The organism is Bradyrhizobium sp. YR681 (assembly GCF_000282615.1).
Classification (GTDB): Bacteria; Pseudomonadota; Alphaproteobacteria; order Rhizobiales; family Xanthobacteraceae; genus Bradyrhizobium.
Genome location: NZ_AKIY01000084.1, coordinates 1 through 13,755 on the forward strand (window position 1 = coordinate 1; position 13,755 = coordinate 13,755).

General features: G+C 66.0%; 16 protein-coding genes. 6 read left to right on the plus strand and 10 right to left on the minus strand.

Annotated features, from left to right (window positions below):
- From PMI42_RS09720 to PMI42_RS09740, 5 genes are all read right to left on the minus strand, one after another.
- Positions 1–676 (minus strand): tripartite tricarboxylate transporter substrate-binding protein (locus PMI42_RS09720; protein WP_008133106.1); only part of this gene is annotated, 676 nt, incomplete at its 3' end.
- Positions 677–727: 51 nt separating this feature from the next.
- Positions 728–1,099, minus strand: coding sequence for a dimethylsulfonioproprionate lyase family protein (locus PMI42_RS09725; RefSeq protein ID WP_008133107.1), 372 nt, complete (start codon positions 1,097–1,099; stop codon positions 728–730).
- A gap of 27 nt (positions 1,100–1,126) precedes the next feature.
- The gene (locus PMI42_RS09730) at positions 1,127–1,765 is read right to left on the minus strand and encodes an RraA family protein (protein WP_008133109.1); all 639 of its coding nucleotides are present in this window, start codon (positions 1,763–1,765) and stop codon (positions 1,127–1,129) included.
- 19 nt (positions 1,766–1,784) lie between these two features.
- Positions 1,785–3,302 carry an AMP-binding protein gene (locus tag PMI42_RS09735; protein ID WP_008133111.1) on the minus strand — a complete coding sequence of 506 codons (1,518 nt, stop codon included), beginning with the start codon at positions 3,300–3,302 and terminating at the stop codon, positions 1,785–1,787.
- Positions 3,303–3,397: 95 nt separating this feature from the next.
- A complete protein-coding gene (locus tag PMI42_RS09740; RefSeq protein WP_008133112.1) occupies positions 3,398–4,426 on the minus strand; it encodes a hypothetical protein in 1,029 nt (342 codons plus the stop codon).
- A gap of 209 nt (positions 4,427–4,635) precedes the next feature.
- Here PMI42_RS09740 and PMI42_RS39670 point away from each other — a divergent pair, with 209 nt between their 5' ends.
- Positions 4,636–5,256, plus strand: coding sequence for a hypothetical protein (locus tag PMI42_RS39670; protein ID WP_008133113.1), 621 nt, complete (start codon positions 4,636–4,638; stop codon positions 5,254–5,256).
- A 132-nt stretch (positions 5,257–5,388) separates the two neighbouring features.
- On the opposite strand, the gene PMI42_RS09750 is transcribed toward PMI42_RS39670, so the two are convergent.
- A complete protein-coding gene (locus tag PMI42_RS09750; RefSeq protein ID WP_008133115.1) occupies positions 5,389–5,595 on the minus strand; it encodes a hypothetical protein in 207 nt (68 codons plus the stop codon).
- 25 nt (positions 5,596–5,620) lie between these two features.
- Positions 5,621–6,622 (minus strand): 2-dehydropantoate 2-reductase, encoded by a 1,002-nt coding sequence (locus PMI42_RS09755; RefSeq protein WP_008133118.1) that lies wholly within the window; start codon positions 6,620–6,622, stop codon positions 5,621–5,623.
- Between the two features lie 171 nt (positions 6,623–6,793).
- On the opposite strand from PMI42_RS09755, the gene PMI42_RS09760 reads away from it, so the two are divergent.
- Both PMI42_RS09760 and PMI42_RS09765 read left to right on the plus strand, forming a co-directional pair.
- Entirely contained in the window at positions 6,794–7,399 is a 606-nt protein-coding gene (locus PMI42_RS09760; protein WP_008133120.1) for a YidB family protein, read from the plus strand.
- A 42-nt stretch (positions 7,400–7,441) separates the two neighbouring features.
- Positions 7,442–7,714 (plus strand): GlsB/YeaQ/YmgE family stress response membrane protein, encoded by a 273-nt coding sequence (locus PMI42_RS09765; RefSeq protein ID WP_008133122.1) that lies wholly within the window; start codon positions 7,442–7,444, stop codon positions 7,712–7,714.
- Between the two features lie 127 nt (positions 7,715–7,841).
- Here the strand turns inward: PMI42_RS09765 and PMI42_RS09770 are convergent, their stop codons facing one another.
- Entirely contained in the window at positions 7,842–8,627 is a 786-nt protein-coding gene (locus tag PMI42_RS09770) for an SDR family NAD(P)-dependent oxidoreductase (RefSeq protein ID WP_008133123.1), read from the minus strand.
- 245 nt (positions 8,628–8,872) lie between these two features.
- Between PMI42_RS09770 and PMI42_RS09775 the strand changes: the two genes are divergently transcribed.
- From PMI42_RS09775 to PMI42_RS09785, 3 genes are read left to right on the plus strand one after another with little or no spacing between them, the layout of a single operon-like run.
- Complete coding sequence (locus PMI42_RS09775) at positions 8,873–9,937, plus strand: acyl-CoA dehydrogenase family protein (protein ID WP_008133125.1); 1,065 nt, start codon at positions 8,873–8,875, stop codon at positions 9,935–9,937.
- Positions 9,938–9,953: 16 nt separating this feature from the next.
- Positions 9,954–11,114 carry an acyl-CoA dehydrogenase family protein gene (locus tag PMI42_RS09780; RefSeq protein ID WP_008133127.1) on the plus strand — a complete coding sequence of 387 codons (1,161 nt, stop codon included), beginning with the start codon at positions 9,954–9,956 and terminating at the stop codon, positions 11,112–11,114.
- 40 nt (positions 11,115–11,154) lie between these two features.
- Positions 11,155–11,967: an enoyl-CoA hydratase/isomerase family protein gene (locus PMI42_RS09785; RefSeq protein ID WP_008133129.1), complete on the plus strand. Its 813-nt coding sequence runs from the start codon at positions 11,155–11,157 to the stop codon at positions 11,965–11,967.
- A 174-nt stretch (positions 11,968–12,141) separates the two neighbouring features.
- On the opposite strand, the gene PMI42_RS09790 is transcribed toward PMI42_RS09785, so the two are convergent.
- Positions 12,142–12,891, minus strand: a complete 750-nt coding sequence (locus PMI42_RS09790; RefSeq protein WP_008133131.1) for a VOC family protein — start codon at positions 12,889–12,891, stop codon at positions 12,142–12,144.
- A 2-nt stretch (positions 12,892–12,893) separates the two neighbouring features.
- The gene (locus tag PMI42_RS09795) at positions 12,894–13,685 is read right to left on the minus strand and encodes an enoyl-CoA hydratase (protein WP_008133134.1); all 792 of its coding nucleotides are present in this window, start codon (positions 13,683–13,685) and stop codon (positions 12,894–12,896) included.
- Between the last annotated feature and the right edge of the window lie 70 nt (positions 13,686–13,755).

Sequence of the window (13,755 nt, forward strand, 5' to 3'; positions counted from 1 at the left end):
CCGCCAGCCGCTCGCGGCCGAGCTGCAGGATCGGACGCAGCATGTTGGTGCCGAGCTGGGCTGCGACCAGCGCCGCCGATCCTGCGATCAGATCGACATGGCCGCCGAGCACGTCGTTCATGGCCGGGCCGCCGCCGCGATAGGGCACGTGCATGATCTCGACACCGGCCTTGTTGCCGAGCACGGTCATGGCGAGATGGCCGAGCGTGCCGATGCCGACGGAGGCGTATTTCACCGCGCCGGGCGTCGCCTTGCAGGCCGCCACCACCTCGGCAAAGCTCTTGTAGGGGCGGCCCGCGCCGGCCGCGATCACGTAAGGCGCGGTGCCGATCAGCAACACCGGCATCAACTCGCGTTCGACATCGACCGGCGGCTTGTCGAGGATCGCCGGGATCACCGCGTGGGAATCGAAGGTGACGAGGAACGTCGAGCCGTCGGCGGGGCTCTTGGCCACCTGCGCGGCGCCAAGCGCGCCGGCCGCGCCCGACTTGTTCTCGACCACGACGATGCGGTTGAGTTTTGTCTGCAGATTGGCCTGCAACAGCCGCGCCATCGCATCGGTCGAGCCGCCCGGCGGGAACGGCACCACCAGTGTAATCTTGCCGGCCTGCGCGCTTGCCGGTGCCATCGCGAGGATGGCGGGCGCGGCCAGCAGCGCCCGTCTTGTGATCGTCATGGTCTCCCTCCCTGTTTGTTCTTGCGCCTGGCTTTTGCTCTTTGGCGCCTGTCAGGTCGTGCCGAAGCCCGATCCCGCTTTCTTGTATTCTGGCCGCGGTGGACTGAAAATGTCCAGCACGCGGGCGCCGTCGGGGCCGGCGCGCATGGTGTGCGGCACGTTGCCCGGCGTCCGCCAGAAATCGCCCTTCTTCACCGCGATCTCCTCGTCGCCCTGGACGCGGATGGCGGAGCCGTCGAGCAGCACACCCCATTGCTCCTCGGGATGATGATGCAGCGTGCCCTGCGCATGCGGCGCCAGCGTCACCACCGACAGCATCGCCTGCTCGCCGGAGAAGATGCGCGTGGTGACCCCTGCCGCGAGCTCGCGGAACAGCCCGTCGCTGGTGTCGTCGAGATGGTGGAATTCTTCCTTCTGGCTCACGCCGTCCTCCCCTTCGTTCTCGTCTGATCAGGATTTGCCGTAAGAACCCTGGTAGCGGCCCTCGCGGATTGCCTTCATGGTCTCCTCCTCGCGCGCGACCTGGGCGCGGACGGCTTCGAGCAGCGCGGCGGCGCCAGCGGCCGGAAACGACACCACGCCGTCCTCGTCGCCGACCACGATGTCACCGGGCGATATCACGCTGCCGCCGATTGTCACGGGCACGTTGATCTCGCCGGGGCCGTTCTTGTAGGGACCGCGATGGATCACCGCACGGGCGTAACAGGGGAAGTCGTCAGCCGCGAACGACGCCACGTCGCGAATCGCGCCGTCGATGACATAACCCTCGGCTTTGCGCCATTGCGCGATGTTCTTCATGATCTCGCCGACCAGCGCGCGGGTCTCGTCGCCGCCGCCGTCGACCACGATGACATCGCCGGGACCGACCAGTTCGAGCGCGCGATGGATGGCGAGATTGTCGCCGGGACGGGTGCGCACCGTGAAAGCCGTCCCGACCAGCTTGGCCCCGCGATGATAGGGTTTCAGCCCCACCGCGCCCGGCAGCCGGGCGAGATTGTCTGAGATGACCGAGGTCGGCGCACCGCGAAAGCCCTCGATGATCTCGGAGGGCGGCTTCGGCACGCTGTTCGCGGCAATGGTGATGGTCATGTCCAAAAATCCTTCCTTCTCATTCGGCGTGCGCCCGCGCCTTCGCCGGCATGATCCGGAAGGCGCGCCCTTCCTTCATCCACGCCGCGCGCTCGTCGCGCAACAGTGTCCGGCGAACTTTTCCGGAATCATCGCGCGGCGGGACGGCGACGATCTCGAAACTCTCGGGATGCTTGTAGCGGCTCAGCCGGTCCTTCAGGAAGTCTGCCATGCCGTCTGCGATCGCCTGGCCCTCCGCATCGCCCTCCGGCTCGATGATGGCATGCACGCGCTGGCCCAATTCCGGATCGGGCAATCCCACCACGACACACGACCGTACACCGGGCGCCTCGGAGACCGCAGCCTCGACCTCGGCCGGATAGATGTTGGCGCCGCCGCGCAGCACCATGTCGGCGAGGCGGTCGCCGAGATAGAGATAGCCTTCAGCATCGAGCCGGCCGATGTCGCCGAGCGATTCCCAGCCGTCGGCGCGCCGCTTCGGCTCGGCGCCGAGATAGTGGTAGGTGGCATCCTTGCCGTCATTGTTGAGGAAATAGATCTCGCCGGTCTCGCCCGGCGCGACGTCCTTGCCGTTCTCGCCGACGACGCGGAGCTTCGCCATCTCGCCGATCTTGCCGACCGAGCCCTTGTGGGTCAGCCATTCCGTACCTGATATGATGCACGAGCCCTGCCGCTCGGTGCCGCCATAGAGCTCCCAGATGCGCTCGGGTCCGAGCCAGGCGATCCAGTTCTCCTTCAGCCAGGGCGGCATGGGCGCCGCCATGTGAAACACGGTCTGCAGGCTCGACACGTCGTAGGCGTTGCGCACGTGCTCCGGCAGCGCCCAGATCCGGTGCATCATGGTCGGCACGAAATTGACCCATTGCACGCGTTCGCGCGCGATCTGCCGCAGCGTCTCCTCGGCATCGAACTTGACGAGGCCGGTGAGCTTGCCGCCGGTGAACAGCGCATAGTGCGACACGATGAACGGCGCATTGTGGTAGAGCGGGCCGGGATTGAGCAGCGAGACGCCGAAGGGGATATTGAGCGGCGGCGCGGCAACGGTGTCGGTCACCGCCGGCTGATGATCCAGGATCACTTTCGGCCGGCCGGTCGAACCGCCTGAGGTCATGGCCTTCCAGTAGCGCGCCACCGGCGGATTGAGCGGCTCGTCCGAAAATCCGTCCGGCACGAAATCGGCGGGCAGTCGATTCGGCGCGTTCCAGTCGGCCTCGCCGCCGACCACCAGCGCGGGCTTGAGGATATCGAGCACCGCGGCGGCCTCGCCGCGCGGCAGCCGCCATGACAGCGAGGTCGGCGTCGCCCCGCATTTCCACACCGCAAACGACGTCTCGAAGAAGGCGTTGCCGTTGGGCAGGCCGATCGCGACGAAATCGCCGGGCCTGACGCCTTTGGCCGCAAAAGCCCGCGCGCGGCGGTTGGCACCGCGTTCGAGCTCGTCCCATGTCAGCGTATCCTGCCCATGCTGGACGGCGATCGTGCCTTGCGGTTTGCGTTCAGCGTACCAGCGCGGCACGTCGGAAAGGGGCAGCAGCATCAGGCGTTTCCACTTCGTCTTCTTGGCGTCGCCTCAGGGTGAGGCGCCGCGGCGCGAAGTGTAACAGCCGGGGCCGGAGCTTCAAGGCGCTGGCGTCAGCGCTCCGCGCCGCAGCCCGGAATATCGAACAGCGCGGCGAGCCCGCACTTCGAGGTCAGCATCTTGTCGCCGTCATGGCCGACGCCGGCGACATCCCAGACCCGGTGATTGGGCGTGCCGTGGTCGCGCTTGGCCATCGCGTCCACATAGGCGTGGCCGCGGGCGTAACGATAAGGCCCTTGCGCCTCGGCCATGCAGCTCTTGTCCAGCGCGGAGTGTTTTGGATTGGTGTCGAGCGTGCCGAGCAGGTAGATGACCTCGCGCTCGACATAGCGCTGCTCGAGCGCGGCCGGCGTCGCATCGGCGAGATAGGGCGGACGTTCGCCCATGCCGTATTTCCAGTTGTCGTAGCCGGGACACGATGCGGCAATCTTGGGCATGGGCCGCTCGGCGCTGAAATAAGCGTAGGACGAGGGATTGGCGACGACGTAGCGGATCTCGATATGCTGGCGTAACAAGGCCGCCTCACCCTTGCCGGCGATCGCATAGCGCTGCACGACCTGGCCGCCGCCGGAATGGCCGGCAACCACGACCTGTTTCAGGTTCGGGAAGATGCGTCGTTCCGAGAGTTTTGCCAGGATCGCATCGAGCGCCTCGAAGGACGAAACCGGATTGGGCGCCAGCGCGGCGGCGCCACCCTCCCAGCCCTCCAGCGACCAGCGCAGCGTGTCCTGCGGCAGCTTGTGCGCTTCGACATCGATCTCCGCCAGGAATTGCGGCACGATCATCAGCGCGGCCTTGCCGTCGTCGCCGGCCGCGGCCTGCGCGTTGTTGGCCGAGATGTAATATTCGTCGGCGTTGCGCAGGCGGCCATGCAGCACGATGATCGCGCGCGAGACCGCGGGCAACGGCATCGACCAGTCGCGGGAGAGGTAGAGCGGGAGCATGCCGCGGCCGCTGACCGGGAGCCGCGCGTCGCCGACGGCCTTCACCGGCTTGCGGTTCGGCGCATCTTCGTCCGCCGCGAAGGCGTGGCCGCAAATCAGCACCAAAGCGAGTGTGGCGAGACAGGCCAGCGACCTCATGACGAATTGTCCCCTTCGAATTCGAACCAGTAAAATTCTAAACGCATCATGCGCCGCGCGGCTGTGACTCCCGCGCCACGTCAAGCAAAAAATGTCAGCATTGCAGTCATGAAATTCCCGGGTTCCACGGGTGACAAGCCGGCGATAAAGGGGCAAAAATCCGGCTCGACTCAGTTCGGGTTGAGTTTTCCAGGGAATGCTCTCGTAGAATGTCGATTGTGGTTGCATCGCGTCGTGCGGCGCTTCTCGTTGCCGCAGCAGGATTTTTTCTGCTGACGCCGTCGCATGCCCAGGCGCAATGGTGGAAGCGCGCACCGGTCGATTTCGAGGAATGCGCCGACGCCGCAGAGAAGGCCGCAACCAAGACCGAGAAGACATCCGCGCTCGCCGACTGCAACGCCAAGTTCGCCGGCCGCCGCAAGGCCGGCGGTGGCTATTCCTATTACGACTTCCTCCAGGACCGCACCTTCGACATCGCAGGTCCCAATCCGACGCCGGAGGAGCAGAAGAAGATCGACGAATCCTACACCGCCTATCTCGCCAATCAGCGCCGCAGCAATGAAGCGGCCCAGGCCGCCATGCGTCAGCAGCGCGAGCAGCAGGAACAGCAGGCGCAGCAGCTCCAGCAGGTCGCGCTGCGCACCGAGGTCGCGCGCGTGCCGGTGCCGGTGGAACGGCCGAAGGTCCTGCAGACCGTCGGCCAGCGATCGAAGGGCACGCCCTGCGCCAAGGGCTCGTTCTCCTGCGAATGGCCACGGCTGTCGGAAAGCCTGAACGACCTGAAAAAGCTGTTCAACCCGACGCCGAGCAAGCCGGCGAAGAAGGGGTGAGTTAGGGGTGCTGCCGCCATTGCAAGCGCAGCTGCCGTAGGGTGGGCAAAGGCGCATAGCGCCGTGCCCACCATTCATCCATGATTGAGAGAGTCCGTGGGCACGCTCCGCTTTGCCCACCCTACGAGAGCTTCAATTCGGCGGCTTCTTCTTGCTGCGCTTCGGCTTGACCACCGGCGCATCCGCCGTCGCCGGTGAGCTGCCCAATTGCGACCGGCTCTCCTGCAATCGCCTGTCATAGCCGGGGGAGTTCATGACCGTCGGCGGCCTTGCCTGCGCCAACGTGGACGCGGCGCAGAGTGCGGCCAGCGCCAGCCCTGTCATCAAACTATGCCTCATCGCGCTTCTCCCTCGCACCAAGCCGCTACCCGCGAATCTGCTGCGGCGTCAGCCCGGGCGGGCCCTTGCCCGCACTCTCGGCCTCCTTGATCAGCGCAACAATGCGGCGCATCAGCGGCACGGCGACATTGTTCTGCTCGGCGAGCGCGATGACCGCGCCCTGGAGATAATCGATCTCGGTTTTTCGGCCGTGCTTCAGATCCTGCCACATCGAGGAGCGCGCCTCGGGATCGATCTTCATCGTGCGTCCGAGGATCGCGTTGAAGATCATGTCGGGCAGCCGCAGCAAGGTCGGCGTCCAGCTCGCCGGGATCGGCGTTGCCGAGACCGGATTGATGCCGGCGGCCTTCATCACAGCGAGCCCCTCGGCCATCTGATCGGCGAACAGTTTTCGCCAGTCGCGGCTCGCCAGTTGCGCGGCGAGCGGCATGTCGGAGAGAGCGCTGAGCGCGTTGTTCAGATTGATGATCAGCTTGCCCCATTGCACGCCGGTGATGTCACCGCTCGGGCGCACGTTGAGGCCAGGCACCGAGAGCGCCGCGGCCGTGTTCTCGGCGTCCTCTCCGACATGGATGTCGCCCGAGCTCGAGCGGTGGAAGCGCCCCTCGCCCATGGCGACCACATTGAACGGCACCATGCCGGCGAGCACACGGCGACTGCCGAGGCGCTCGCGCAAGGCGGCGACATTGCCGACGCCGTTCTGCAAGGAGACGATGACGGCATCCTGCGGCGCATGCTGCGCGATCTGCTCGGCGACGGCGGCGGTGTCGGCGCTCTTCACCGTCACCAGCACAATGCCGGCGCTGTGGAAGATCGCAGGATCCTCGGAGAGCGCGATCTGGCCCGCACCCAATTTCTTCTCGGAGCCGTCGAAATCGGTCAGGCGCAGGCCGAACCGCTCGATCTCGGTCTTCACCCGCGGCCGCACCAGCAGCGCGACGCGGCGGCCTCCGGCTGCCAGCTGGCCTCCGACAAAACAACCGATGGCACCCGCGCCGGCCACCACGATCGGTCGATCCGTAACCACCAGACCTTGCTCCCGTTAACGTCCCGCCTTCGATAGCAGAGGCAGCGCCGGCTGCCCATCGCGCCTGCTGCGCGCATTCGCCTTGTAACCGTCATGAGAGCCCCATATGTTTTCGCCTCGGGGGCCGTCAGCGGCGAGAATTCGCCGACGAGAACGCCAAAGGAGAGCACCATGGGTCTACTCGACGTCCTCAACGGCATGCAGAACGGTCCCCGCGGCCCGAGCACGCCCAGCTCCGAAAAGTCCTCCGGCGGCATGTCGCCGATGACCATGGCGCTGCTCGGCCTGCTCGCCTGGAAGGCCTTCAAGCATTTGACCGCGGGCCAGCCCGGCGCGACGCCCGCCCCGCAGCAGCGCTCACCGCTGCCGCCTCCGACGCCGGTGAACACGGGTGGCAGCGCACTTCCCGGCGGGCTGGGCGGTAGCGGCGGCGGTCTCAGCGATCTGCTCAAGGGCGGCCTCGGCGGCCTGCTCGCGGGCGGCGCGGCCGGCAGCGTGCTCAGCGGCGGGCTCGGCGACCTTCTCAACCAGCTTCAGCAGGGCGGCCACGGCGAGACCGCGAGCACCTGGGTCGGCAAGGGCGAAAACAAGGCGATCGCGCCCGGCGATCTCGCCAATGCGCTCGGCGCCGACCAGATCGAAAGCCTGTCAGCCCAGAGCGGCCTGTCGCGCGACGAACTGCTCTCCGGCCTCAGCCAGTACCTGCCGCAGGTGATCGATCATCTGACGCCGGACGGACGGCTGCCGACCGAGAACGAGCTCTCGGGCAGAATTTAATCGAAGTCTGATCTACATCGTCTCGGTAAGGGGAGCATTGTCATGAGTTTCGGCGGCCTGTTGTGGATCATCGTCGTCGGCTTCATCGCCGGCCTCATCGCGCGCTGGCTCGCGCCGGGACCGAACAACCCGAGCGGCTTCATCCTCACCACCATCCTCGGCATTGCAGGTGCGTTTCTCGCCACCTTCGTCGGCCAGGCGATCGGGCACTACAGTCCCGACCAGGGCGCCGGCTTCATCATGGCCACGATCGGCGCGGTGGTGGTGCTGTTCATCTGGCACCGGCTGGTGGCGAGCGGCGTGATCAAGGGGTAGCACGCTAAGGCGTCCGGGGAAGGCGCACTGCCTCCTCGTCGTCATTGCGAGGAGCGAAGCGACGAAGCAATCCAGGCTCTTTCCGCGGAGAGATTCTGGATTGCTTCGCTTCGCTCGCAATGACGAATTAGGTAATCAAATGCATCCCCGCATCCATGCGCACGACCTCGCCGGTCATGTTGCTGGACGCAGGCATCGCCAGGAAGCAGACCAGCTGCGCGATGTCGTCGGCGGATGAAGCCACCTTGAGCGGCACCTTCGCCACCACGCTGTCGCGCACCTGCTTGGCGCCGGCCTCGCCGCGGCCCTTGGTGAACCAGGGCGTGTCGATATAGCCGGGACACACCGTGTTGACGCGGATCAGCGGCGCCAGCGCGCGCGACAGCGACAGCGTCATCGTGTTGAGCGCGCCCTTGCTTGCAGCATAGGCGATCGACGAGCCGACGCCGCTGATGCCGGCGACCGACGACACGTTGACCACGGCGGACGGGCGTCCCGAGGCCTTCGACCCGGCCTCGAGCAGGCTGCGCGCCGCCCGCACCATCTGGAACGGGCCGATGGTGTTGACGCCATAGAGCCGCTGGAAATCTTCAGCCGACAAGCCATCGAGATCGGCATGGGCGACATGCTTGGTGGTGCCGGCGTTGTTGACGAGGATGTCGAGCCGGCCCCATCCGGCCGCCGCCGCGACGATCTTGCGGCAATCCTCATCCTTTGACACGTCGCCCTGCGCGACCAGCACCTCGGCGGCACCGGCCTTGCGGCACATTTCGGCTGTCGCCTCGGCTTCCTTCTGGCTCGACGAATAGTTGATGACGAGCCGCGCCCCGCTCGCTGCGAGAATTGCCGCGGTCGCCGCGCCAAGGCCGGAGGCCGATCCCGTCACGATTGCGCACAGATTGTCCTTGGCCATCCGGATTTCCTTCCCTGTCTTTGATGTCGGCGCCCTGTTTAGCGAGTTTGCCGCGCCCTGCAAATCGAGCAAACTCCGCTAAGCGGAATTAATCCAGACCACCCCTTGCCCATGCCGGTGCCGCAGACGGGCTTGCGATCAACGCTTGTCAGGGCCATGGCTTTTTCGGATCATCGGGCGCAAGAAGAACCTGCGCGCTGGCACGATCCGCCGGACCGCGCCAATGGCAAAACACGGGGAACGCTGTGGCGGAGAGTGACAATATCGTCGTCGAGACCGCGGAGAAAATCTTCGCCGATCTCGCCGATCCGCAAACCATCAACAACGACAAGAAGGATTCGTGGCGGGCGCCGCTGTGGCAGGCGCTGAGCGAAGCCGGCCTGCCGTTGTCCTGGGTGCCCGACGATCTCGGCGGCTCCGGTGCAGGCCTTGCCGACGGATTTGCGCTGCTCAACGCCGCCGGCCGTTTCGCGGTCGCGGTTCCCCTGGCCGAGACCATGCTGGCGGGCTGGCTGCTGGCGCAGGCGAAGATCGCCTCGCCCGAAGGCGAGATGACGGTGCTGCCGGCTTCTCCCAGAGATCGCATCTCGCTCGATGCTGACGGCGCACTCTCCGGCCGCTGCCGCGGCGTGCCCTTTGCGAAAGCCGCAAAACATTTTGCCGTGCTCGCGCAGGGCAAGGACGGCATTTCCATTGCGCTGGTCGATGCCGGCAAGGGGCGGATCGAATCCGGCCTCAATGTCGGCTACGACCACAGCGACACCGTCACGCTCGACAAGGTGCAGCCCGTCACGATCAAGCCCGCACCGAAGGGCTTTGACCAGACCCACATGATGCTGATGGGCGGCGTCGCACGCAGCCTTCAGATCGCGGGCGCGCTGGAAGCGATGCTCGACATCTCCGTGCGCTATTCCAACGAACGCGTCGCCTTCGAGAAGAAGATCTCGAAATTCCAGGCGGTGCAGCACAATCTCGCCCGCCTCGCCGGCGAATCCGCCGCCGCGCTCGCGGCCGCGACCTCGGCCGCCGACGCCATCGCGAATGCAAAATCGTTCGACGACGAGGTCTATCTCGAAGCCGCCTCCGCAAAGATCCGCTGCGCCGAAGCCGCGGAAAAAGGCGGCGCCATCGCGCACCAGGTCCACGGCGCGATCGGCTTCACCAGCGAGCATATCCTGCACCGCTTTTCGCTGCGCGCGCTGGCCTGGCGCGACGATTTCGGTTCGGAAAGCCACTGGGCCGTCGAGCTCGGCAAGCTCGTCGCCGTCAGAGGGGCCGACGAATTGTGGCCGCTCGTGGCGTCGCGTTGATCGGGAGACGAAACACATGACCGCTGCCCTCCGTTTCGATCCGATCCGCCTGCCCGAGAAGTGCGAGCAGCTGCGCAAGGAAGTGCGCGCGTTCCTCGCCGAAGAAATCGCCGCCGGCACCTTCGACCCGCACAAGCCCAACCGCGAAGACACCGATGCGCCGGAATTTTCCCGCCGGGTCGGCGCCAAGGGCTGGCTCGGCATGACCTGGCCGAAAAAATATGGCGGCCAGGAGCGCTCGTTCCTCGAGCGTTATGTCGTCACCGAAGAGATGCGCGTCGCCAATGCGCCGACGCGGCGCTTCTTCGTCGCCGACCGCCAGAGCGGGCCGGTGCTGATCAAATACGCGCCTGAGCATATCAAGATGGATATCCTGCCGCGCATCTGCCGCGGCGAGATCTGCTTTGCCATCGGCATGAGCGAGCCGAACTCCGGCTCTGACCTGTTCGCAGCAAAAACGCGCGCGACCAAGACCGATGGCGGCTATCTCATCAACGGCACAAAAATCTGGACGTCGTCGGCGCATATCGCCGATTACATGATCGCGATCTTCCGGACCTCGCAGCCGACCAAGGAAAACCGCCGTCACGGCCTGACGCAGTTCCTGGTCAAGATGAAACAGCCGGGCATCCAGGTGAACCCGATCGGCCAAATCACCGGCCAGTACGAGTTCAACGAGGTCGTGTTCACCGACTTCTTCGTCCCTGACGATCACGTGCTTGGCGAGGTCGACGGGGCCTGGAAGCAGGCAACGAGCGAGCTCGCCTATGAGCGCTCGGGTCCCGAGCGCTTCCTGGAGACGTATTACGTGCTGACCGAGCTGGTCCGCGCGGTCGGTCCCAACCCCGACACGCGCAGCGCAGAAGGCATCGGCCGCCTCGTCGCGCAGCTTCACACCATGCGGCGCATGTCGGTGTCGGTGGCGGGCATGCTGCAGGCCGGCAAGGAGCCGGTGGTGGAAGCGTCCATCGTCAAGGACATCGGCACGGTCTGGGAGCAGCAGTTGCCGCACCGCGTCCGCGATCTCGCCGCCTTTGTCGAGGAGACCGCGACCAACCGCGAAACGCTGGAGCGGCAGCTCGACTTCGCCATCAAGACCGCACCGAAACTCACCATCCAGGGCGGCACCACCGAGGTGCTGCGCGGCATCATCGCGCGTGGGCTTGGTTTGCGCTAGTCGCGCGGACTTTGGTTTGCGCTAACACTTCGAGGACATCATGAGCACCTACACAGATATCGGCGTCGAGAAGGTCGGTCACGTCGGCACCATCGAGATCCGCCGCCCGCCGCTGAATTTCTTCGACATCTCGCTGATCAACCAGATCGCGGATGCGCTCGACGAATTCGACCGCGACATCGAGATCCGCGCCTCGGTGCTGTCGGCGCAAGGCAAGGCGTTCTGCGCCGGCGCCAATTTCGGCGACCCGGCGCGGCAGGCGCAGGAGGCCCGTGAAGCCGAGAAGAAGGGCGATCCCGCCGACAATCTCGGTCCGATCAACCATCTCTACATCCAGGCCGTGCGCATCTTCCGCGCCAAGAAGCCGATCGTGGCGGCCGTGCAGGGCGCAGCCATCGGCGGCGGCCTCGGCCTTGCAGTATCAGCGGATTTCCGCGTCACCTGCCCCGAAGCACGCTTCTCCGCGAACTTCACCAAGCTGGGTTTCCATCCCGGCTTCGGCCTGACGACGACGCTGCCGGAGCTGATCGGCAAGAACAACGCCGAGCTGATGTTCTACACCAGCCGCCGCGTCACCGGCGAAGAAGCCGTCAAATGGGGCCTCGCCAACGAGCTGGTGCCGCAGGACCAGGTGAAGGCGGCCGCGATGAAGCTCGCCGGCGAGATCGCCGAATGCTCCCCGCTGGGCCTGCTCTCGACGCGCGCCACGATGCGCGCCGGATTGGCGGACCGCGTGATGGCTGCAACCAATCACGAGCTCGCCGAGCAGACGCGCCTGCGTGCGACGGAAGATTTCAAGGAAGGCGTGAAGGCCACGGAAGAGCGGCGCACGGCGAATTTCAAGGGACGGTGATTCTGGCGGCGCCTCGCTGCACGCCTCTCTCGACCCGTCATCCTGAGGTGCGAGCGGCGCGATGCCAGGCATCGCGCCGGGAGCCTCGCGGGATGAACGGCCCCGCCGGTGGCCGTCGCCCTTCGAGGCTCGCCGAAGGGGCGAGCACCTCAGGGTGACGGATCACGCCAAGAATCAACTGACGCGGAACGTCACTCCGCCCAGCAAGAACTCGTTCCCCGCAACCGCAAGCCCCTTTGCCTTCGCGGCATGCAGCACGCTCGCGGCATCGGTCACTCGAAACTCCAGCGCGCTCATGATCTCGCTGGCACCCTTCACGAAGCGGAAGGTGGCATTGGGCAGCTTCAATTCAGCATCGCCACTCGCGGCAACGCCGATAATCTTCCCCCAGTGCTCCGCAAGCCCCCGCGGGTCCGGGCTCTGCATCTCCACCGCCGTCAGCGCCTGCGTCACATCCTTGCGGATGAACTTTTGCCAATCGGGCCCCGCCGGCGGATACGGACCAAGAATGTCGTCGCTACCTTCGGTGTGGTTGAACTCGATGAACGCGGCGCGGCAGTCGCGGGGGTGGAGCTGGACGCCGTGATAGGGCGCATGGTCGATCACGTTCGCCGTGCGCACGCCAAGCGCATTGGCGTTGCGGCCGCGCTCGTCGGGATCGTTACAGCAGAAGATCGCCATATAGCCGCCGCGGCCGCCGGTCTTCTCGATGAAGCGGCCGGCCGTGGTGCCATCCCTGAACGGCGCCACCACCTCCAGCATGATCGTGTCGACCGGGAGCAGCGCATTCTCCAGGCCGTATTTGGCGACATTGCCGTCGCGATAGCAGACGGCGAGGCCCATGATCCCGGCGATGTCGGAGATGACGGGCGCGAGCTGCGGCGCGACGAGACAGACCTGCCGCAGCCGCATGTACGGCGCCATGGTCATGCCCCCTTGAAGGCGGGCTTGCGCTTCTCGACGAAGGCCTTTGCCGCCTCCTTGTGGTCCTCGGTGTCGCTGCAGCGGGTGTGATGGATCGCTTCACCGTCGAAGCAGTCTTCCAGCGGCAGATGCTCGGCGTTGTTGATGTTGCGCTTGATGAAGCCGAGTGCGATCGACGGCCCCTGTGCCAGCGACATCGCAAGCTCGTGCGCGGCCGCATCGATCTCGGCGTCGGGCACGACCTTCGTCACCATGCCGATCGCGTGGGCTTCCTTCGCCGTGAGCACCGGCGAGGTCAGGTAAAGCTCGCGCGCCCGCGCGCTGCCGAGCAGCTGGGTCAGGAAATAGGTGCCGCCGTAATCGCCGGAGAAGCCGACTTTTGCGAAGGCGGTGGTGATCTTGCAGGATTCGGATGCCACACGCAGGTCGCAGGACAGCGCCATCGACAGGCCTGCGCCCGCCGCGGCGCCGTCGAGCTGCGCCACCACGGGCTTCGGCATCTGATGCAGGATGCGCGAGACCTCCATGCCGCGGCGCAGGTTCGCCATCTTCACTTCGAACGGCAGCGGCGCGCGACCCGCCGCCATCGACTTGACGTCGCCGCCGACGCAGAACGAGCCGCCGGCGCCCTTGAACAGCACCGCCCGCACCTCGGGATCGTCGGCCGCGCGCCGCGCCGCCTCGACCAATCCTGCGACCATCTCGGGATTCAGCGCGTTCTTCCGCTCGGGCCGGTTCATCGTGATGGTGAGCAGCCCGCCTTCGCGCTTTTGCAGGACCATGTCGTTGCTCATAGGGTGCTTGCCTCTTGTTCGATGCTTCGATTTTGCTCCGTCATTCCGAGGCGCGCCTCTTGGCGCGAGC

What these genes read in the sequence shown, in the direction of transcription:
- PMI42_RS09730 (WP_008133109.1), bottom strand. Translation starts at nt 1,765, where the DNA reads ATGACCATCACCATTGCCGCGAACAGCGTGCCGAAGCCGCCCTCCGAG.
- PMI42_RS09735 (WP_008133111.1), bottom strand. Translation starts at nt 3,302, where the DNA reads ATGCTGCTGCCCCTTTCCGACGTGCCGCGCTGGTACGCTGAACGCAAA.
- PMI42_RS09740 (WP_008133112.1), bottom strand. Translation starts at nt 4,426, where the DNA reads ATGAGGTCGCTGGCCTGTCTCGCCACACTCGCTTTGGTGCTGATTTGC.
- PMI42_RS39670 (WP_008133113.1), top strand. Translation starts at nt 4,636, where the DNA reads ATGTCGATTGTGGTTGCATCGCGTCGTGCGGCGCTTCTCGTTGCCGCA.
- PMI42_RS09750 (WP_008133115.1), bottom strand. Translation starts at nt 5,595, where the DNA reads ATGAGGCATAGTTTGATGACAGGGCTGGCGCTGGCCGCACTCTGCGCC.
- PMI42_RS09760 (WP_008133120.1), top strand. Translation starts at nt 6,794, where the DNA reads ATGGGTCTACTCGACGTCCTCAACGGCATGCAGAACGGTCCCCGCGGC.
- PMI42_RS09765 (WP_008133122.1), top strand. Translation starts at nt 7,442, where the DNA reads ATGAGTTTCGGCGGCCTGTTGTGGATCATCGTCGTCGGCTTCATCGCC.
- PMI42_RS09770 (WP_008133123.1), bottom strand. Translation starts at nt 8,627, where the DNA reads ATGGCCAAGGACAATCTGTGCGCAATCGTGACGGGATCGGCCTCCGGC.
- PMI42_RS09780 (WP_008133127.1), top strand. Translation starts at nt 9,954, where the DNA reads ATGACCGCTGCCCTCCGTTTCGATCCGATCCGCCTGCCCGAGAAGTGC.
- PMI42_RS09785 (WP_008133129.1), top strand. Translation starts at nt 11,155, where the DNA reads ATGAGCACCTACACAGATATCGGCGTCGAGAAGGTCGGTCACGTCGGC.
- PMI42_RS09790 (WP_008133131.1), bottom strand. Translation starts at nt 12,891, where the DNA reads ATGGCGCCGTACATGCGGCTGCGGCAGGTCTGTCTCGTCGCGCCGCAG.
- PMI42_RS09795 (WP_008133134.1), bottom strand. Translation starts at nt 13,685, where the DNA reads ATGAGCAACGACATGGTCCTGCAAAAGCGCGAAGGCGGGCTGCTCACC.